The organism is Ruegeria sp. YKSF070, assembly GCF_059612725.1.
In genome coordinates this window covers 1-19,500 of record NZ_JBXWRD010000014.1, presented here as the reverse complement: position 1 = coordinate 19,500, position 19,500 = coordinate 1, and the positions used below count along the sequence as shown (strand labels likewise).

The following is a 19,500-nucleotide window of genomic DNA, read 5'->3' as shown; positions in this document are numbered from 1 at the left end:
CCCGTTCATGCCATGGGGGGCGCGGGGGTCAAGGGGAATTGGCGTTCGCGCACGCGGGTTTGTGGGCGTCATAGGCGGCTTCAAGCTCGGATCTGAGGAAATCGCCAAAAAGCAGCGGCGGAAATTTCGGCGCGCCGGTTCCCGGAAGCGGTTCAATCACCGTATTCACATGCGGATCGTAGAAGAACGGGCAACTGAACCGTTCGTGTCCCGAACGGTTGATCACCCGGTGCGGGGTTGATTTGAGCCGTCCGTTCGACATCCGGTGCAGCATGTCACCCACATTGACCACCAGCGCGCCAGGGCGATGGGGCACGTCGACCCACTGGCCCGCCGGGGTGCGCACCTGAAGCCCGCCGACACTGTCCTGCGCCAGCAGGGTTAGGCAGCCGAAATCGGTATGAGGAGCAGAGCCATAGAGATCGTCCGGGCTGGCCGGGGGCTGCGGTGGGTAATGCAGCAGGCGCAGCCACAGGGTCGGGATCTCAAACGCGTTCATAATATTTGTTTCAGTAATGCCAGCGGCTTGTAGTGCGATTCTCATCAATCGGTTGCCTAGGGCACTCATCGCGGCGCTGTATTGTTCCAGCGTGTCGCGGAACCCGTCCAGATTGGGCCAGCGATTTGGGCCTGACAGATATTCGTCCGGATCTGCCACGGCGGCTTCTCGCATCATCATGAAACTGGCCGACTGGTTCGGCTTGGTCACGGTGGCGAGCGTCGAGTTCACGTCGGTCGAGCTGTTGATCGGAATATAGCCGCGATGGCTGCGGTCGACCGCGATGGCCATCTTCTGCTCAAGCGGCAGAGCATGAAACCGGCGGGATGCCTCGAACAGCGCCTCGATCAGATCAGGGTCGATGCCATGGTCGGTGACATAGCCAAAGCCGGTGGCGCCATAGGCGGCGCGGAACTCGGCGGCGATTTCGGCATCTGGGCGCTTGCCCAGCCGGATGACAGGGATTTCGGTGAATTCGGTCATGTCTTTCTCTCTTTGCGGGTCGGGGAAACGGGCGTGCGAGACCCGTCGCTAACCTGCAAACCGCTTGCGGCGGTGGCCGAAATGCCGGGCCAGGATCACCCGGAGTGGCAAGGGGGAAAGACGCGATATCATATGTCAATCAGTGACAAGCGGCCGGGTTGGCGTCAAGCCCCTTGCCAGCGCGCGGGCTTGGCGCTCAGATGTGGCGGATGGCCCTGCCTGACCCGATCACCGCCGGTGTGTTGTTTGCCGTGGCCCTGCTGGCCGGGGCGTTGAATGCCGTGGCGGGGGGCGCCACCTTCTTCACCTTTCCGGCCCTGATGGCGACGGGGCTGCCACCGATGGTGGCAAACGCCACCAATTTCGTGGCGCTGGTGCCCGGAAATCTGGCCGCGTTGCCTGTCTATCGGGCCGAACTGCGCGCCATCGGCCGTGCGCTCTGGCCGCTGATGGCGGTCTGCGGCGCGGGCGGAGTGCTGGGCGCGCTGTTGCTGGTGGGGCTGGGTGGCGGTCTCTTCGAGCGCCTGGTGCCCTGGCTTATGGCGAGCGCAACGGCGCTTTTCGCCTTTGCGCCGCGCTTGCGCCGTTGGCTGGCGACCCGATCGCTGGGACAGGGGACGGTCTGGGTGATGCTGTTTCTTTTTGCCGTCTATGGCGGCTATTTCGGCGCCGGTCTGGGCCAGATCATGCTCGCCGCGCTGATCCTTGCCGGATACGAGGATTTCCACCTGGCCAACGCGGTCAAGAATGCGGTCATCGGCTGGATCAGCGTGCTGGCGGTGGCGATCTACGGCCTCAGCGCCGCCGTTGCCTGGCCCGAGGCGCTGGTGATGATGGCAGGCGCCACGCTGGGCGGCTATGGCGGCGGCACGCTGGCCCGGCATATTCCCCAGACCCTGTTGCGGGGCGGGGTCATTGGCTTTGGTGTGGCCCTGACTGTGTTCTACGCGCTCCGCGGGTGAGAGTTCCGCTCCGCGCCTATGACCCGAAGTACCTTGAGCGATGGTCTTTCTGGTCTGCCTTCGACAGCGCCTCGAACATTCGGTCGTAGCACTGATCGTCAGCAAAGCATGCCTTCAACCGATCCTTGGGCTCATCCCTCAGGTTGCCCTCGTCGTCATATAAATCAGCGGTCTCGGCAAAAATCTCCAAAGCTTTTCTCAGCTTGGCATTGGGTTGCTTGTCCCCTCTCCATGATTGATCGAACTTCGGGCTGATGGTGTCCACGAAGGAGAGGAAGTTTGAGACTGCCTGTTCCGTTCTTCCAGCCATGCGAAAGACCTGGCATCCTTCGAAGAAGGCTCGTTCCGGGTGTTTCTTGAGAAACTCCAGAACCAGAGGTTCGTTGATTGCCTCGATAGCTTGGTCTTGCCGACCGGCCCGCGCCAGTTCGAAAGCCTCTCTCATTGCTGCAACCGCCACACGTTGACCCGGAGGAGCACTGGCAGCATCCCGGTCAGCAATAGCTGCCGCGGTGTTTCCCGCCAACATGTGCGCTTCGGACCGCAGGGACCGAAAATACCTGTTTTCGGGCTGTATCTCGATTGCCTGGTCAAGATAGCCAATGGCGGCCTTGTAATTGCCGTTTTCCTTCAATTCGATCTCGGCGAGTTGCATCAACAGGCCGCTTGCCTCTCTACGCTCAGACTTGGGGAGCTTTGCAAGCGCAGCCAGCAGGCTTTCTGTGGTATTCTCGTAGCTTGGGGTCGATTGCCAGCGATACAGCCACGACTTGCCTTCATGAGCCGAGGCCTTTTCCTTGCGGCTCGACCATGGGCTGGCAATGACGCGATCGCAGGCAGCCATATCCTTCTTGTGAACCGACCAGCAGGCTTCAAGATTTCTGGTGGCGCTTGCCAGCGTCCAGAAAACGATCGGGATCGCCACGCCAATCAGAAAGACCAAAAGGGCCGGCCTGTTCGAAATGCGGCCATCTATGATGCGCGGGGGCAACAGGATCGTGTTTACGAAGAGGGGCAGGCCCGAAGTTATCCAAATCAGTACAAAGTACCCACCAAAGACGTCACCCCAATCATGGCAAGCGCCGATGAGAAAACAGTAGAATGCCAAACTTGGCTCAAGAAAAACAAAAAAGGTCAAAGGATAGGACAACAGGGAGACCAGCACACGCTGCCAACTGCAGTTCCTTATGACGCGGAAGAAAGAGATGAGCGACACAATCAGCAACGGTATCCACCCGAAGCCGAAAAATATCTCGAACAAAGCAGTCATTCGCCGTTCCTTGCCTCCTCAACGAAAGCTAGGCCGCGACCAGGAATAGATGCTTTGACATGGATCAGTATTGGTCTGGCTGAACGCCTTTGGTCCAATCACCAAATTGGGCCACCGCCAGGGCGTTGGGTTCAGTCGCAGGTCCGTAGGGTGTGCAGAACTGCCCACCCCACAGCGGCCGACGCGCGACAGATCAGTATCCTTCGATCTCGCCGCCCTGCTGCCAGGGCTTTACCAGGTTGCCAAAGCGGGTGAACTGCGCTTCGAAGCTCAACTCGACCGTACCGATGGGGCCGTGACGCTGCTTGCCCACGATCACCTCGGCCTTGCCGTGCAGCCGCTCCATCGCGGTTTTCCACTCTTCCATCCGGTCCAGCTCGTGATCGCCGGGCTTTTCGCGTTCCTTATAGTATTCCTCGCGGAACACGAACATCACCACGTCGGCATCCTGCTCGATCGAGCCCGATTCCCGCAGGTCGCTGAGCTGCGGCCGCTTGTCGTCGCGGTTTTCCACCTGACGCGAAAGCTGGGACAGCGCGATGACCGGAATGTTCAGCTCCTTGGCGATGGCCTTCATCCCCATCGAGATCTCGGCGATCTCGTTCACCCGGTTCTCGGCCATGCCACGGCAAAGCTGGAGATAATCGATCACCAACAGGTCAAGCCCATGCGTCCGCTTCAGTCGCCGCGCCCGCGCCGCCAGTTGGCTGATCGGCAGAGCGGGGGTGTCGTCGATGAACAGCGGGCAGGCTTCCAGATCCTTGGCGGCATTGACGAAGCGGCGGAACTCGTCCTCGGTCATGTCACCCTGTCGGATCTTGTGGCTGGAGATTTCCGAGGCCTCGGCCAGAACCCGGCCCGCCAGCTGCTCGGCGCTCATTTCCAAGCTGAAGAAGCCCACGACACCGCCATCCACCGCGCCCTCGGTGCCGTCATGGCGCTGGCCGCGCTTATAGGCCTTGGCCACGTTGAACGCGATATTGGTCGCCAGAGATGTCTTGCCCATCGAGGGACGCCCGGCCAGGATGATCAGGTCGGACGGGTGCAACCCGCCCAGCTGCTTGTCCAGATCGACCAGCCCGGTCGAGATGCCGGCCATGCCACCGCCGCGCTGATAGGCCTGGTTGGTGACATTGACTGCTTCGGTTACAGCCTTGAGAAAGCTCTTGAATCCGCTGTCGGTCTGGCCCTGCTCGGACAGCTTGTAAAGCTTCTGTTCGGCCTCGACGATCTGCTCCTTGGGCTCGCTCGCCACATCGACGCGCGCCGCCTTGTCAGAGATGTCGCGGCCCAGCCGGATCAGCTCGCGCCGGATCGCCAGGTCATAGATCATCTGCGCATAGTCGCGCACGGCAAAGGCGCTGATCGAGGCACCGGCGAGATTGACCAGGTAAGCCGCGCCGCCCAGTTCCGCCAGCCCCGCATCCTCGGCCATGAAGGATTTCAGCGTCACCGGCGAGGCCAGCGCGTTCTTGGCGATGCGGGCGGCGGCCACCTCCCATATCCGCGCATGCACCGGGTCATAAAAATGCTCGGACCCGATGATATTGGCGACCCGGTCGTAAAGGTCGTTATTGGTCAGGATCGCGCCCAACAGCTGCTGCTCGGCCTCGACCGAATGCGGCATGGTGTCCGGGTTTTGGACTTCGGCAGTTGCCTGTCCGATTGTGGTGATCTCGTTCATGTCTGCTCTACCGCCTCTTGGGTCAGAGGTCATAGCCGAGCGTCGCGAGTCGGCCAAGTTGTATGTTTTCTGGGGATATGCTGTGCATATCTCCGCACCCCCGTATCTTGAAGGATCAGTAGGGGGTACGTCAATATCTGGTGGGGCGGCAGGGTCTTTCGGCCAAGAGCCGCCCGGGTGCCGTCGCGTCGGGCGTCAGCGCTTGTTGGCGGCCTGCCAGGCGCGCGGATCCTTCAGGAAGGCCTCGACCCCGCTCAGCGTGACCTCGTCAAAGGCCTTTTGCGCGCGGGCCTCGGCCAGCACGTCCCACCAGGTGCAGAGGTAATGCAGCGCAACCCCGTGATCGCCCAGAGTCTTTTCCGTCTCGGGGAAGATGTCGTAGTAAAAGATCACTGCCGTATGGCCACAGCTTGCGCCCGTCTCGCGGATCGCATCGACGAACGAGAGTTTCGAGCCGCCATCGGTGGTCAGGTCCTCGACCAGCAGCACCCGTTGGCCCTCGCTCATGGCGCCCTCGATGCGGGCGTTGCGACCATAACCCTTGGGTTTCTTGCGTACATAGGTCATCGGCAGCGCCATCCGCTCGGCCACCAGCGCGGCAAAAGGAATGCCTGCCGTCTCGCCACCGGCGATATTGTCGAAGGCCTCGAAACCTGCGTCGCGCATCACGGTGACGGTCAGGAAATCCATCAGGGTGGAGCGGATACGCGGGAAGGAGATCAGCTTGCGGCAGTCGATATAGCTGGGCGAGGGCAGGCCCGAGGCCAGGATATAGGGCGTTTCGGTGTTGAAATTCACGGCCCCGATTTCCAGCAGCATGCGGGCGGTCAGGCGGGCGATCTCTTCGCGGGTGGGATAGGAAGCGGGGATCATGGCAATGTTCTCTGGTTCGGATTTGTGCGGCGCTGTGTCGTGCGCTGGCATAGCCCGACGACCCTGCCGTGATCAAGCAGGCTTTGGCGTTTCAGGTTGGCGCAAGGGCAGGGTGAGGCAAAACCGGCTTCCCTTGTCGCGGCCAGCGCTATGCGCGGTTGCGGCGCCATTATGCGCCTGCATGATCTGGCGCACATTGGCTAGCCCCAGACCAGTCGCGGTTTCGCCGCCGGTGGGCTTGGCCGACAGGGTCTGAAAGCGGCCAAAGACCAGTTGCAGGTCCTCTTGGGTCAGGCCCTGGCCGGTATCGGTGACGACAATAGACAAATTCCCGTCGGCAACGGCGATGGCGACATCCACAGAACCGCCGGGGCGGGTGTATTTGATTGCGTTGCGGATCAGGTTGTCGACAGCGGATATCAGGTAGGTATCGTCCGCCTCGACCTGAATGGAACTGTCCTCGGGCGTGGTGAAAGAAAGAGCAATATTCTTGCGCCGCGCATCATCGCAATTAGCTGCAACGGCAATGTCGATCAGCCGAGAAGGATCGACAGTGCGAAACGAAAGCACCAAGGCATCGCCTTCTGCACGCACCCGCTCCAGTGTCGCCGCGATCAGGTCGGACATTCGTTCGGCTCCGTTCAGAATCTTGTCGAAACCAACCGCGATGCGGGCAAGATCGGGCACTGCCACCGCGCCGTGTTGCTGACCCAGTTCAGCCTGGGCAATGATTGCCGCAAGCGGGCCGCGCAAGTCGTGGGCAATCACGCCCATCAGGCTGGTTTTCTGGGCGTTCTCGTGTCGCAACCGATCAAATCCGCGCTGCAAGCTGGCATTGAGGTCGGATAATTCGGCGATCATTTCCTGCCTTTCGGCCTCGAATGCCAACCGGCGCAACTCGGCCTCGGCGCGCTGGGCGAAAATCCGGGCGATGGCAGTGGCCAACTCTGTCTCGACAATGGGATCATTGGAAAAGATGGCGAGATGCCCGATCGTCTGTCCACTGGTATCCCGCAGCGGGATGCCGATGTAGCCTTCGTAGGCAGCTTCGCTCGGGTAGAGTTCGGCGATATCGCAAGGGATCGTCACGGTTTCCCCGCGATACACCTGAGCGCACGGGGTTTCATCGAGCTGGTAGCGCAGATCATGCACGGCCTGCTGTCCGCGCAGCGCGTAGAGCGCGCGCGCGTGGGTGGGCGGAACGCCCTCACCATAGGTGACGGCGACAAAGGCCGTATCCAGATACAAGCTCAGCGCCTCGATCAGCCGCCGCAGCATGTCGTGCCCGACCTGGCCGGCGATGCTTTGCGCGATCTGGAGGATTTGCTGAGTTTCTGGCGAAGACATTGTGCGAAATCGGGCTTGTGGCTTGAATTGCCAACATGCTAGCGCACGTGCCGAGCCCTCGCCAGACTTTCGCGACTTTGCGCGGAACTGGTCGAACCGGGCGCGGCACTCGCCGCGATTTTCGAATGTCAGGCGGATACGCTCCAATGCAGCGGCACGCCCGGATCGAAAACGGTGACGGTGTGATCCCCGGCGGGCAGGGTCTTGGGGATGTCGAGCGGGTCGGCCTTGCTGAGCGTGATCATGTCGTCATTGACGGGCAGGCCATAAAAGGCGGGACCATGCAGCGAGGTGAAGCCTTCCAGCTTGTCCAATGCGCCCGCCTGTTCGAACACATGCGCCAGGCAGGAGAGCGCGATGGGCGCGGTGAAGCAACCCGCGGCACAGCATTCTGCCTCCTTGGCATGGGTCGGATGGGGCGCGCTGTCAGTGCCGAGGAAATAGCGCGCATCGCCCGAGGTCGCGGCGGCGACCAGCGCCTCGCGGTGTTGGCGGCGCTTGAGGATCGGCAGGCAATAGTAGTGCGGGCGCATACCGCCCACCAGCATGTCGTTGCGGTCGAACATCAGGTGCTGGACGGTGATCGTCGCCCCCAGACCCTCGGGGTTGGCCGCCACGTAATCGGCACCGTCCTTTGTGGTGATGTGCTCCATGATCACGCGCAGCCCCGGCGTCGCGCGGCGGATCGGGTCAAGCACCCGGTCGATGAACACCGCCTCGCGGTCGAAAATGTCGATCTCGCGATCGGTGACCTCGCCATGCACGCAGAGTGGACAGCCGATTTCGGCCATGCGTTCGAGCACCGGGCGCACCTTGTCAAAGTCCTTCACACCGCTCGCGGAATTGGTGGTGGCGCCGGCGGGGTAGAGCTTGACCGAGGTGATCAGCCTGCTTGCATGTGCTGCTGCCAGATCGTCGGGATCGGTGTCTTCGGTCAGATAGAGCGTCATCAGCGGTTCGAACGCCATGCCCTCAGGCAATGCCGTCAGGATCCGGTCGCGATAAGCGGCGGCCTGTGCTCCGGTCACCAACGGCGGCACCAGGTTCGGCATGATGATGGCGCGCGCGAAATGGCGCGCGGTTTCGGGCAGGACGGCGGCCAGCATGGCGCCGTCGCGCAGATGCAGGTGCCAGTCGTCGGGGCGGCGGATCGTGAGGCTCTGGGTCATGGCGACCCGCTAGCACAGGTGCGGCATTCGGGAAAGGGGGCGAGGCAATTTGCGCGGTTCTCAGGGGACCGGCTGCGCGGCAGTCTTGAGGCTCTGGGGGACAGGATGCGCCGGACTCTATTACTCGATCACATCTACGATGCCGACCCCGATCGGCTGTTCGGGCTTGTCACCGACCTGGATACGCTGGACGCGGTTATTCAACCATGGATGCGGCTGGATCATCTGCCGTCGGGGCCGGTGCATCAGGGCCAGGTGATCGATGTCGACCTGTCGATGCTGGGCCTGTTCCCCTCACAGCCCTACAGAATGGAGGTCACGCTGTTCGATGCTGCCACCCGGCGCATGGTGTCCGAGGAATCGGGCCATGGGTTGCGACGGCTGGTGCATGAGTTGCAGGTGCTGCCCGCCGGTGCAGGGGCGCGGCTGGTTGACCGAATCGAGGTCGAGGCGGGCTTGGCTGCGCCCTTTTTGCTGTTCTGGCTCCGGATCACCCATGCCTGGCGCCACCATGTCCGCAAGCGGCTGTTGCGGGCTCAGGCCTGACCGGGGGGCGGCGAGAACTTTCCGGCACGCGCGTCCTCTTCCAGCTCTTCCAGCCGACGGCGGAAGCGGCGTGCGGGCATCCGGGCGATCACGTTGCGGCAAAGCACCATGTTCAGATAGGGCCGGTTCTGCCGGTCTAGCACGGCCACCAACCCCTTGAGGTAGCGCGGATAGGACCGGCGCGCGCGATATACCTGAAAGAAGCTCCTGGAATTCAGCTTGCCGGTGCCGGCCATCAGCACAATGCGATAAAGCAGGTTCATGTCCAGCAGCCGCGCCTGCAACTCGGCCCCCATGTAGCGCATGCGCAGGCGGGTGACATTGTCGCGGGCAAATAGCGTGGCATGCATCGCATCGAGTGATTCGGCGGGATCGTAGAGAACAAAGGCGTGGTCGGCCGCATCCAGCATGTCGGGGGCATAGCCGTAGCGGTCGCTGAACGAAACCCGGCGCATTTCGGTGAACCGGTCGTCCCATTCGGTCATGCGCGGATCCAGCGTTGCCTGCGGCTGTACCGCCACGACCGTCGCTCCGGGGGAGGCCACCGAAAACGCCGCCGCCGCATAGCCGCAAGGACCGGCGCCATAGAACACGACCCGGTCGAAATCCTCAAAGAAGCCGTCATCGATCAACCGGTCGAAGAAACCATAGACCTTGGTATCGCGGAACCATGTGTCGCCGTCGGAAATGATGCACAGATGCGACCAGCCCTTGGATTTGACCAGTTCAAAGCCAAAGGGTTGATGGGTCTCCGAGATTGAGCGGATGCCCTCGGCGGTTTCGAAGGTCACGATCAGAGTGGGGTCGCGGTCGATGAAAGTGGCAAAGTGGCGCGGACCCAGTTCCTGGGCCATGCCCTCGGCCTCGGCCTGTTCGAGAAGCTTCTGCTTCCAAACCTCCCGACGGAACCCGGCGATGGATTCGTCGATGCTCGTCTTTGCGTCCTGCATAACTGGTCCTCGATACTCCGGCCTCGTGGCGGGCAGGTTTCGGGAACAGGATCTAGATGGCAATTGAGGCCAAATTGGGCAAAACTCAGGCCGGTTTCGGGTCGTTTTCCGGACCGTCTGCAGTGGTTTCCATGCGGCCTAGATTGGCAAACCCCACTAGCGTGCGGGCCGAGGCCGCGCTGATCAAGCGCGAGGGTGGCGTCATCAGCAACCGTGCGAACAGCGCCCGATAGGGTTCCTGCTTCATCAGGTCAGTAAAGCGTTTCTGACGCCATTCCACCGCGCGCTTGTGCAGCCGCGCCAGTTTCGCATCGGCCAGCAGGGCCTGGCGCAACGCAGTGCTGCGTTCGTCATATCGCAGGATCGAGTCGTCGCTATCGGTGTTGAAATTGCGCTCGACCCAGTAATCGACGTCCAGCATGTGCTCGGAATGCACCGCGCGGCCGCGATCGGCCTTGAGCACGTAGCTTTCCATCGCGCCCAGCGGATAGTGGTTGAGTTGCGCCAGCCCGTAATTGGGGCGGCCATAGCTGGAGAATATCCGGTTCTCGCGGAACATTTCGTCCAGCGCACGGCCATGCCCGTCATACCAGTGTGAGGTTTCCAGCCGCTCGGGCACCGGGTTGCGCGGGCGGTGCACCCCCAGTTTGCGATAGGTGCCGTCGTTGCGGTAGAGCGTCTTGAACATCGAGGCGCGCCAGGGCCAGAACATGATCTCGGGCGCACAGCGGGTGAACTGCCCGGTTACCGGCGCATCCACATAGCGCGGCGTGTCGGAATTGCCGAACAGCCGCCAGGTCAACGTGATCGCGGTGGCGTGGGGCAGGGCCTCGAACAGGGCCGACAGGCTGCCGTCGCCCACATGGATGTTGACGAATTCATCCACGTCCAACGGCAGGATCCAGTCGGCCTGTTTGACCAGCCGGTGTTTCGAGGCCGCCTTGAGTGCGGTGAACTGGATGCCCCCCTTGTCATAGGGGCCATCATTGCGCAGATGAACCAGTTGGCCCATTTCGGCCAGCCGATCCAGCATCTGGTCGGTGCCATCCTGGCAGTCATTTGAAAAGACGAGGAAATCCGTGAACCCCACCGCCTGGTGATGGGCCAACCATTCGAGCAGAAACGCTGCTTCGTTGCGAACCGTCAAAACAGCCAGACTGCGCATGCGCCCTCACCAATCGCTGCGAAACACCGCAACCTTACCTTGGGACCAGCGCGGGAAGAAGACCAGACCGGCGCGGCGCATTGCCTCGAAAACCTGCGCGATACCCTCCTTGCCGACCCACTGCGGATGCAGCTCGATCAGCACTGCGCGCAGGCCGGAAAGGTCAAGCTGCGGCAGCAGCTCCACTTCGGCCCCCTCGATATCGCAGACCAGCACGCTGGGCCGGATATCGGCCAGCGCCTTGGCGCCGCCGCGCACGGGCACCTGTACTTTTTCCACCGTGTCGTCATCCTCGGGCAGCGGGTCGAGCGAACTGTCCAGGATCGAGGTGCGCTGGTAGAAGGTGCGCCGCCCGGGCTTGTCCCCCAACAGCGCGTGGTGGATATGGGCGTTGGTGACGTCATTGGCGGCATGCACTGCCTCGATATAGGGGATCAGGCGCGGATTGGCCTCGAAACAATGCACCTCGGCGGCGCGGGTCTTGGTGGCGATCAGGGTGGACATAAAGCCGATGCCGGCGCCCAGCTCCATTACCACGTCTCCTTCTTTGATCAGACGATAGGCGGCACGCGCCTCCTTGGCCTCGTAACCATCGGTGCGCAACAGCACCCGCACCCGTTTCGGCAGGATGTCGGGATCGAGCGGAAACCGCATCCCGCGCGAGATCAGGAACTTGCCGTCATTGGTCTGGGATCCGTCCGCCATGCTTCAGCTCTCCATATCCAGCGCCAGCGCATACGCGACGCGTTCGGTCCCACTCAGCTGTACCTCCAGCGCCTGCTGATACAGGTCTTCGAATTCGGGCATGCCGTGCAGTTCGGCGGCCTTGGCCCGGTGCCAGTCCAGCCCCGCCGCATGCAGGTCGCGCAGGGTGTCATCCTGCATCAGCCGTTCATATTCGGCGCGCATCCGGGGCAGGTTGCGCTTGATCGTGACATCGCGGTGGTCGTTCCAGTCCATCCGGATCCAATAGTTCAGCCCGATCGAGCGATCCACATGCAGCGCCCGGCCGCGCTGACGCTTGACCAGGAAGCTTTCGGCGCTGCGCAGCGCGTAATGATTGAGCTGGAGCAGGTCGTAGCCGATGGATTTCTTGGAATTGCGCCACCCCGATTTCAGCGCCTCTCCGGTCATGTCCTGGCCCGAGCCATTGACCCATTTCACCTTGGTTTCAAAGGCTTCGTCCAGTTTGTTGGGGCGGTGGCAGCTGATCTTCTCATAGGCGCCGATATTGCGGAACATGGTCTTGAAGCCCCAGACCGTATGCGGCTTGGGGCAGTATTTAGGCGCGCAGGCGTCGAACTGGTCGATGACGAACTCGTCCTTCAGTTCGGTCACGCCGTTATGTCCGAACAGCCGCCAGGTCATCGCGACATTGGTGGCCTCGGGGACGGAGGCAAAGAAATCGTCCAGCGTGCCGTTACCGCATCGGATGTTGATGAACTCGTCGACGTCGATATGGATGATCCAGTCGCTGTTTTTCAGCACCGGTTCCTTCAGCGCCTGGTTCAACGCGTGCTGCTGGGGAGAGTTGCCTTTCCACTTGTCGTTGTTGCGGTGCTGAAGCACGCCAAGCTCCTGTAACCGGTCGAGAATTTCGCTGGTGCCGTCAGAGCAATCGTTGGTGTAGATCAGGAAATTGTCGACCCCGATGGCCCGATGATAGGCCACCCATTCGACGATATAAGGCGCCTCGTTCTTCATGCAGCCGACGATCAGATTGCCGGTCTTGCCCTTGGCCAGCTTGCGCGGCTTGACGGGAGAAAAGGCAGCGGCCAGCTGTTCCTCGTCGACCGCGCCGATGCGGTTATGCGGCGCGTAGGAGGATTTGCGCAGCTTCTCGAAATTCTGCACCGCCAGCGGCGGCATCAGCCGACGGGCGGTCTCGCTCAGGCTGTTGTCGCTTTCGGCCTCGACCTGCGGGGCGATGGCGGCTGTGGTCCCGGCGGTCTCGCCCGTGACCTGCTCGGCGCGGGTGACCAGCTGTTCGGCGCTCAGCTTGTCGATCCGCCAGCGCGCCGCCAGCAGGTATTGCGAGGCGCGAAAGCCGCGCTCGGGATCGGCCTCGGCCCAATCGGCGGCGGGCGGCGGGGTGAACTGATCCTCGTTCAGCCCCGGATGATCCAGCATCAGGGCGCTGTTGGCGGCCTCGAACCGGGCCGAGATCGCGGCCAGCCCATCCGGCGCCGGGGGCGGGCCGTCGATGGTGAGTTCGTCCAGCAGGCTGCGCCACAGCTGGCGGTTCACCACCTTGTCGCCGTTGGACATGTAGCGCAGCAGCAATTCGTTGAACCGGCGCTGGCGCGACAGGGTGGCAGCCGAGGGCAGGGGGGCGGCGAAGGTCGGTTCCGCCCGCCCGATGCCGCGCGGGATACCGAACATCTCGCGCACCAGCTCGGTTGCGCCGGGGCTGGCCAGGTCGGCGGGATCGTGCGAAAGCAGCCGCACCGCTCCGGTGCCGAAACCTTCCTCCCACAGGTCCACCAGCCCGACCAGATCGAGCCAGAAGGCCGGTCCCTGGGTCTCTTCGAAGATGCCCCGGATCGGGTCGATGGCGGGCATCGCCGCGATGGCCGCCTGCCACCAGCTGGGCGTGCCGATCAGCTCCAGCTCCTGCTCCAGCGGCGCGGCACGACCTTCCGAGACCTGCGCGGCATAGTGATCAAGCAGCATATGCGCAGGGTCGCTCACCGTGGCGACCACCTGGATGTCATCGGACAGAGGCGCAAGCAGGTCGCGCAGCCGCGCCACCTCGGTCGAGCGGTGGATCGAACTGGCCATTTGTGCCGCCGACAGGATCAGCGTGTCAGGGCGGGTGGCGGCGATCTCGGCGCGTAGCCCTTCGAGCATCGCATCGCGCAGCCCCGCCTGTGCCTCGGGGGCGGCATAGCCCCGATTATAGCGGAACGGGTCCACATGGTCGGGGTCTGTCACCGCCATATACAGCCGCATGTGGTTGCGGTTGCCTGGGCTGCGGGCAAACAGTACGCCCTGCGATTTCAGCCCTTCGCGTTTGTCCGACAGGATCGACTGGATGCGATCCGCACCCGTGGCCTCGGGCCCGATATGAAGAACGATACGCATCAGCTGGCCGGATCCTCGGTCGGGGTTGCCTCTGGTTCGGTCACCGCGTCGGTGATGGTCTCGGCACCGGTTTCGGGGTTCTCGTTCACGGTACCCCACCACTGGATCGGCAGGCCCAGAAACGCGCCAATCTTGGTCGGCGCCTCGGGGTCGAGAATGTCATATTCCAGAAAGCGCGGATCGCCGGCAAAAATCCGACGGCAAAACCGGGAGTGCCCGTCGATCCAGCGCACGATATCGGCGGGCGCGCTGCCGTACTTGCCCGGCAGGCCCGGCACGTCGAAAATGCGCAGGCGCTTGCGCCCCAGATTGGTCCAGCGGATCATGCTGTCCGCATGCGCCTCTGGTTCGCGATGGCTGAGGATGAATTTCACGTCGGGATGATGGTCGATGATCGCCGACAGCAGCCCCCAATCGGTCTGCGGCCAGCGATTCAGATCGCCGCCCACCACGTTGATCTCGGTCATCGCATCGAATTCATCGAGCAGATGCAACGGGTCGCCGGTTTCGAAATAGCCGCGATACATCAGGTCGCCCACGAAATGGCGCGCCACCGCCGGATTGGTGGATTGATGGCGGCGGATCTTCCAGTCCGCCACCGTCAGGCCAGATGCCCGCAACGCCACCCCTAAAGTCGTGGTGCCCGACTTGGGCAGGCCCAGATTGACCACTCTCAGCCGTGCCATCACATCATTCCCAATTCTTGCAACAAGGCCTCCTCGCCCGGCGGCAGGGTCGAGGCGGCGCGCAGCTGCGCCTGCATATCGCGATAGGCGGGCTGTTCCAGCAGGGCGGCGCATTTTTCGCGATGCAGCCGCACCGCCTCGTCATGCAGGGTGCCGATCTCGCCATGCGCCTTGATTTGCTCCAGCGCATCTTCCAGCGCCGGCAGGTAGCGGGCGATGCTGGTATCCTGCCAGGCCGGATCGTTCCGTTCGCGCCAATAACTGTCGTCAAAGGCCCGGTTCTCGCGGTTCACATCGCCCCGGTCGTTCTTGACCAGGTAGCTGTCCAGCGAGCGCAGCGCGTAATGGTTCAGCGTCGCAAAATCGCGCGCGCCCTTGGCCGGAAACTTGCGGATGCGGCGCGGATTGGCCGCGATCAGGAACTTGTGCGGCACCTGCCGACCCGACCCATCGGCCCAGGCCAGCCCCTTCTTCTTGCCCTGCTTCTTGCTGAAAAAGGGCCGGTGTGCGCCGAAATACTGCAAGGGAAAGTCGCGCCGGGTCAGCGATTTGACCTCGATCGCGGTCTCACCGCACCAGATGTCGGGATTGTGAGAGCGGGTGAACTGCGCGATCACCGGCCGGTCCTCGAACCCGTCGATGCCGTCATTGGCGAAGAACTGGAAATGCACCGAGATCGCCGCCGGGTCGCCGCAAGCAGCGATCAGCGCGGGGAGGGTGTTGTCGCCCACATGGATGTTCAGGAACTCGTCCACATCGGCGATCCAGACCCAGTCGGCGGCCTGCACCACGGTGCGATGGGCGGCATCCTTCAGCGCCTCCATCTGGTAATTGCGACCCTCTGCCGGATTGGGTAGATGCACGACGTTGCCACACAGGCCAGCCAGATCGGGGCCAGCCAGGGCCAGCGCATCCAGCAACCGGTCGGTGCCATCGGAACAGTCATTGGAATAGAACAGGAAATCGGTGACCCCGATCAACCGGTTGAACGCGATCCATTCCAACAGGAACGGCCCCTCGTTCTTGACGCAGGTCACCGCCGTTATCCGCATGTACTTGTCCCGGTTGCCCTGGAATAGATTGCTGTCATCGCCTGTTTGCGGGCGGTTTTCCCGCCCTCCGATTGTTTCCAATGTCATGACATTTGCGCGTACAAGCGTCAACAGACCCCTAAGTGTTAGACTATCGTCGCAGTCTTTGTGTCGCAAAACCGCCCCTCTGCCGCTTGACGCGGGCGCGCCGGTGATGCCCCATTGGGCGCAACACGGAAAGCGGAGACAGACATGACACAGGCGCCATCCATAGACGCGGTGCAACAGATGCTGGCTGAACAGGGCTATGTCTGCGGTCGGGCGCTGGCCACGGTCGTGTTCCTGTCGCTGCGCTTGGGGCGGCCGCTCTTTCTCGAGGGCGAGGCCGGGGTGGGCAAGACCGAGATCGCCAAGGCCATCGCCGCCGCTCTGGGTCGCCGCCTGATCCGCCTGCAATGCTACGAGGGGCTCGATGCCGCCTCGGCCGTGTACGACTGGAATTTCCCCGCTCAGATGGTCGCCATCCGCACCGCCGAGGCCGCTGGCGGCGCCGACCGCGGTGTGCTCCAGACCGAACTTTTTTCGGATGACTTCCTGGTCGAACGCCCGCTTCTGCAAGCCATGCGGCCGGATCCGGCGGGCGCTCCGGTATTGCTCATCGACGAGCTCGACCGCACCGACGAACCGTTCGAGGCGTTCCTGCTCGAAGCCCTCTCGGATTTCCAGGTCACGATCCCCGAGCTTGGCACCATCAAGGCGCCCGAGCCCCCCATCGTCATCCTCACCTCGAACCGCACGCGCGAGGTGCATGACGCGCTGAAACGCCGCTGCCTGTATCACTGGGTCGATTATCCCGATTTTGATCGCGAGATGGAAATCCTGCATGCTCGCGCGCCCGAGGCCGCCGAGACCCTCAGCCGCCAGGTGGTGGCCTTCGTCCAGACCCTGCGCACCGAGGATCTGTTCAAGAAACCGGGCGTGGCGGAAACCATCGACTGGGCCAAGTGCCTGCTGGCGCTCGACGTGATCGACCTGAGCCCCGAGGTGATCGCCGACACGCTGGGCGCGATCCTGAAATACCAGGACGATATCCAGAAACTGCAAGGCTCCGAGGCCAAACGCATCCTCGATCAGGCCAAGGCCTCCCTGGAACCCGCCTGATGCTTCTTTATGGTCCGAAATACTCCGGGGGTGTGGGGGCAGCGCCCCCACGCAGCGCCCATGGCTAGGCGCCGTCCCGCGACCGGGCCGCGGTCAGTGGCGCGCCATCCAGCCGGTGATACGGTCGAACTTGTCGCGATTGATCCGCACCGCGCCATTGCCCGATTGCGACCCTGTGGTGTGGATGGCGCAAACCTTCTCTCCCGCGTGCCCGTTCCAGACCGACCACACGCCCGAACCGGACTGGCCGCCGGCGGTGTCGATATCGTAGAACACCTTGGTATCGGTGACCGACTTGATCACGTCCTTGTGGGTCCACAGCGTCCGCCCACCCTTGTCGCCGGGATAGCCCGAGACGTTGACGCGGTGGTCCGAGAGCGTCGCCTCGGGTCCGGTGACGATGCCGTGCCAGCCGGTCCGGTCGCCCAACTCGTCGCCCAGGATCAGCATGCCCATGTCGAATTCGGGGTTCTCGCCATTGGTCCAGCCCGCCACCGACAGCAGGCGTACCGCGCGGCTGGTGCCAAAGGGCAGCGCGCCATCGTCGCGCGCGGCCTGAAAGATCACCTCGGTCGCCCAGCCGCCACTGTCGCGCGAAAACACGCAATGGCCCGCCGTCAGCACATGGTGGCGGTTCACCATTGTCCCAGACCCGATGAAACGGCGGCCATCGGGAAAGGTCATCTCCATATGGCCATGCACCGCCCACGGCCAGAGATCGGCGGGGCTGATGCGGATACGGTCGTCAAGGCCGATCACCACCTCGGTCTGGAAGCCGCTGCCATGCATCAGCGCATCCAGCTCGTCGTCGGGCATTCCGGCGGCACTGGCCTCGCGGGCCTCGGCAAAGCCCGAGACGCTGGTTTCGGCCAGATTGTCCGCGCTTTCAAGGCCGGGCCTGAACCCGGTGGTCGCGGCGATTTCGCCGAACCGTTCGATACACAGGGCCGAGTGTCCGGGATGCTGCGCCTCGGGCGCCAGCAGCGCATGGGTGGTAAGGAGATCGCTCATGGTCTGTCCTTTGAATGCAGGGTGAAAGAAAGAAATTTGGTCTTGATGAATTGTGCCACCATAGCACGAAAAGCGGCTATTCGAAACAGCGCAGGCGGGTGTCATGCCTGAATACGCCCCGCTTGCCCTGCCGGAAAACCCGCGTCTGGCCCAGAACATCACCCATTTCGCCCGTGCCCTGCGCAAGGCGGGATTGCCGATCGGGCCGGGCCGCGTCATCGACGCGGTGCGCGCGGTCGAGGCGGCCGGATTTACCGAGAAACGCGATTTCTACTGGACGCTTCACGCCTGTTTCGTGAACCGCCCCGAACACCGCGCTGTCTTTGCCCAGGTTTTCCGCCTCTACTGGCGTGACCCGCGCTATCTGGAACACATGATGTCGATGATGCTGCCCGCCATCCGTGGCGTGCAGGAGGAACGCAGCGCGCAGGCCGCCGAGAAACGCGCCGCCGAGGCTCTGCTCGACGGGAACCAGCCGGAGCTGCCGGAACCCGAACCCGAGAAGGAGGGCGAGGAAACCCTGATCGAGGTCGATGCCTCGCTCACCATGTCCGCCGAGGAAAAGCTCAAGACGCTCGATTTCGAACAGATGAGCACCGAGGAGATCGCCCGCGCCAAACGCATGCTGGCCCGGCTGACCTTGCCGGTAAAGCCGATCCCGTCACGACGCAGACAGGCGGCGGTGCTGGGGCCCCGTATCGACCGCGCCCGCACCCTGCGCGCCGCCATGCGCCAAGGCGGCGAACTGCGCGATATCGCCCGTGCCGAACCGCGCCCACGCTGGCCCAATCTCGTCGTGCTTTGCGATATTTCCGGTTCGATGAGTCAATACAGTCGTATGGTTCTGCATTTTCTCCATGCCGTGTCCAATGCCAAGGGGCAAGGCTGGGCCAAGGTGCATGCCTTTACCTTTGGCACACGGCTGACCAATGTCACCCGGCATCTGCGCCAACGCGATGTCGACGCCGCGCTGAAATCCGCCGGGGCCGAGGCCCAAGATTGGGAGGGCGGCACCCGCATCGGCGCCTGCCTGCACGCCTTCAATCGCGACTGGTCGCGCCGGGTGATGGGGCAGGGCGCGGTGGTGCTGTTGATCACCGACGGGCTCGACCGTGACGACCCGGACGCGCTTGCCGCCGAGATGGAGCGCCTGCATTTGTCCTCGCGTCGGCTGATCTGGCTCAACCCGCTCCTGCGCTGGTCCGAGTTCGCGCCCAAGGCGCGCGGCATCCGCGCGATGCTGCCCCACGTGGACAGCTTCCGCGCGGGCCACTCCATCGCTTCGCTCGAGGAACTGGCCGAGGTCATTTCGCGCCCCGACGATATGGGTGAAAAGGCGCGGTTGCTGGCGGCAATCCGCGAGGGTTGACACCGAAGTCAACAAACCGCCGGGTTGATGCCGTTTTCCCACCGGGTAGCCGATCGGACCCGGAACTCCAAGGACCCGATAAACTGTGCTATTGTGACGTCGGAAAGAGGGGGGCAAATGACCAACACACAAGAGATTTCCGATCATTGGGGCAAGGGGGACGTCTATTCTCGTATCCTCGCAACGATGGAACTGGCGGGGATTGATCCC

The 19,500-nt window shown here is 62.9% G+C and carries 17 protein-coding genes; 4 read left to right on the top strand and 13 right to left on the bottom strand.

From position 1 onward, the window contains the following. Positions 1-28 precede the first annotated feature (28 nt). A complete protein-coding gene (locus tag AC2FL1_RS09770) occupies positions 29-982 on the bottom strand; it encodes an isopenicillin N synthase family dioxygenase (protein ID WP_496876783.1) in 954 nt (317 codons plus the stop codon). A gap of 209 nt (positions 983-1,191) precedes the next feature. Here AC2FL1_RS09770 and AC2FL1_RS09765 point away from each other — a divergent pair, with 209 nt between their 5' ends. After that, a complete protein-coding gene (locus AC2FL1_RS09765; protein WP_496876782.1) occupies positions 1,192-1,944 on the top strand; it encodes a sulfite exporter TauE/SafE family protein in 753 nt (250 codons plus the stop codon). 16 nt (positions 1,945-1,960) lie between these two features. Here AC2FL1_RS09765 and AC2FL1_RS09760 read toward each other — a convergent pair whose 3' ends face one another. The 5 genes from AC2FL1_RS09760 to pyrC all read right to left on the bottom strand — a co-directional run bounded on the left by AC2FL1_RS09760 (position 1,961) and on the right by pyrC (position 8,287). Beyond that, entirely contained in the window at positions 1,961-3,214 is a 1,254-nt protein-coding gene (locus tag AC2FL1_RS09760) for a tetratricopeptide repeat protein (protein ID WP_496876781.1), read from the bottom strand. A gap of 193 nt (positions 3,215-3,407) precedes the next feature. Further along, positions 3,408-4,898: a replicative DNA helicase gene (locus tag AC2FL1_RS09755; protein ID WP_496828693.1), complete on the bottom strand. Its 1,491-nt coding sequence runs from the start codon at positions 4,896-4,898 to the stop codon at positions 3,408-3,410. Between the two features lie 195 nt (positions 4,899-5,093). Then, positions 5,094-5,771, bottom strand: a complete 678-nt coding sequence (locus AC2FL1_RS09750; RefSeq protein WP_496876780.1) for an orotate phosphoribosyltransferase — start codon at positions 5,769-5,771, stop codon at positions 5,094-5,096. A gap of 72 nt (positions 5,772-5,843) precedes the next feature. Then, positions 5,844-7,265: a sensor histidine kinase gene (locus tag AC2FL1_RS09745; protein ID WP_496876779.1), complete on the bottom strand. Its 1,422-nt coding sequence runs from the start codon at positions 7,263-7,265 to the stop codon at positions 5,844-5,846. Beyond that, positions 7,247-8,287, bottom strand: coding sequence for a dihydroorotase (gene pyrC, locus AC2FL1_RS09740; protein ID WP_496876778.1), 1,041 nt, complete (start codon positions 8,285-8,287; stop codon positions 7,247-7,249). Before pyrC ends, AC2FL1_RS09745 begins: the two co-directional genes overlap by 19 nt. Before the next feature lie 105 nt (positions 8,288-8,392). On the opposite strand from pyrC, the gene AC2FL1_RS09735 reads away from it, so the two are divergent. After that, positions 8,393-8,833: an SRPBCC family protein gene (locus tag AC2FL1_RS09735; protein WP_496876777.1), complete on the top strand. Its 441-nt coding sequence runs from the start codon at positions 8,393-8,395 to the stop codon at positions 8,831-8,833. Here AC2FL1_RS09735 and AC2FL1_RS09730 read toward each other — a convergent pair. The 6 genes from AC2FL1_RS09730 to AC2FL1_RS09705 all read right to left on the bottom strand — a co-directional run bounded on the left by AC2FL1_RS09730 (position 8,824) and on the right by AC2FL1_RS09705 (position 15,770). Continuing rightward, positions 8,824-9,783, bottom strand: coding sequence for a phosphoadenosine phosphosulfate reductase (locus AC2FL1_RS09730; protein WP_496876776.1), 960 nt, complete (start codon positions 9,781-9,783; stop codon positions 8,824-8,826). The two genes, AC2FL1_RS09735 and AC2FL1_RS09730, sit on opposite strands and share 10 nt — an antisense overlap. Before the next feature lie 85 nt (positions 9,784-9,868). After that, complete coding sequence (locus tag AC2FL1_RS09725) at positions 9,869-10,948, bottom strand: glycosyltransferase family 2 protein (protein WP_496876775.1); 1,080 nt, start codon at positions 10,946-10,948, stop codon at positions 9,869-9,871. A gap of 6 nt (positions 10,949-10,954) precedes the next feature. Next, on the bottom strand, positions 10,955-11,653 hold the full coding sequence (locus tag AC2FL1_RS09720; protein WP_496828682.1) for an FkbM family methyltransferase: 699 nt from the start codon (positions 11,651-11,653) through the stop codon (positions 10,955-10,957). A 3-nt stretch (positions 11,654-11,656) separates the two neighbouring features. Then, on the bottom strand, positions 11,657-14,032 hold the full coding sequence (locus AC2FL1_RS09715; RefSeq protein WP_496876774.1) for a glycosyltransferase family 2 protein: 2,376 nt from the start codon (positions 14,030-14,032) through the stop codon (positions 11,657-11,659). Continuing rightward, a complete protein-coding gene (locus AC2FL1_RS09710; protein WP_496876773.1) occupies positions 14,032-14,718 on the bottom strand; it encodes a sulfotransferase in 687 nt (228 codons plus the stop codon). Before AC2FL1_RS09710 ends, AC2FL1_RS09715 begins: the two co-directional genes overlap by 1 nt. After that, positions 14,718-15,770: a glycosyltransferase family 2 protein gene (locus AC2FL1_RS09705; RefSeq protein WP_496876830.1), complete on the bottom strand. Its 1,053-nt coding sequence runs from the start codon at positions 15,768-15,770 to the stop codon at positions 14,718-14,720. Before AC2FL1_RS09705 ends, AC2FL1_RS09710 begins: the two co-directional genes overlap by 1 nt. 231 nt (positions 15,771-16,001) lie before the next feature. Between AC2FL1_RS09705 and AC2FL1_RS09700 the strand changes: the two genes are divergently transcribed. Then, positions 16,002-16,910, top strand: coding sequence for an AAA family ATPase (locus AC2FL1_RS09700; RefSeq protein WP_496876772.1), 909 nt, complete (start codon positions 16,002-16,004; stop codon positions 16,908-16,910). Positions 16,911-17,003: 93 nt separating this feature from the next. On the opposite strand, the gene AC2FL1_RS09695 is transcribed toward AC2FL1_RS09700, so the two are convergent. After that, on the bottom strand, positions 17,004-17,921 hold the full coding sequence (locus AC2FL1_RS09695; RefSeq protein WP_496876771.1) for a trypsin-like serine peptidase: 918 nt from the start codon (positions 17,919-17,921) through the stop codon (positions 17,004-17,006). A 103-nt stretch (positions 17,922-18,024) separates the two neighbouring features. On the opposite strand from AC2FL1_RS09695, the gene AC2FL1_RS09690 reads away from it, so the two are divergent. Next, positions 18,025-19,290, top strand: a complete 1,266-nt coding sequence (locus AC2FL1_RS09690; protein WP_496828672.1) for a vWA domain-containing protein — start codon at positions 18,025-18,027, stop codon at positions 19,288-19,290. Positions 19,291-19,500: the final 210 nt, after the last annotated feature.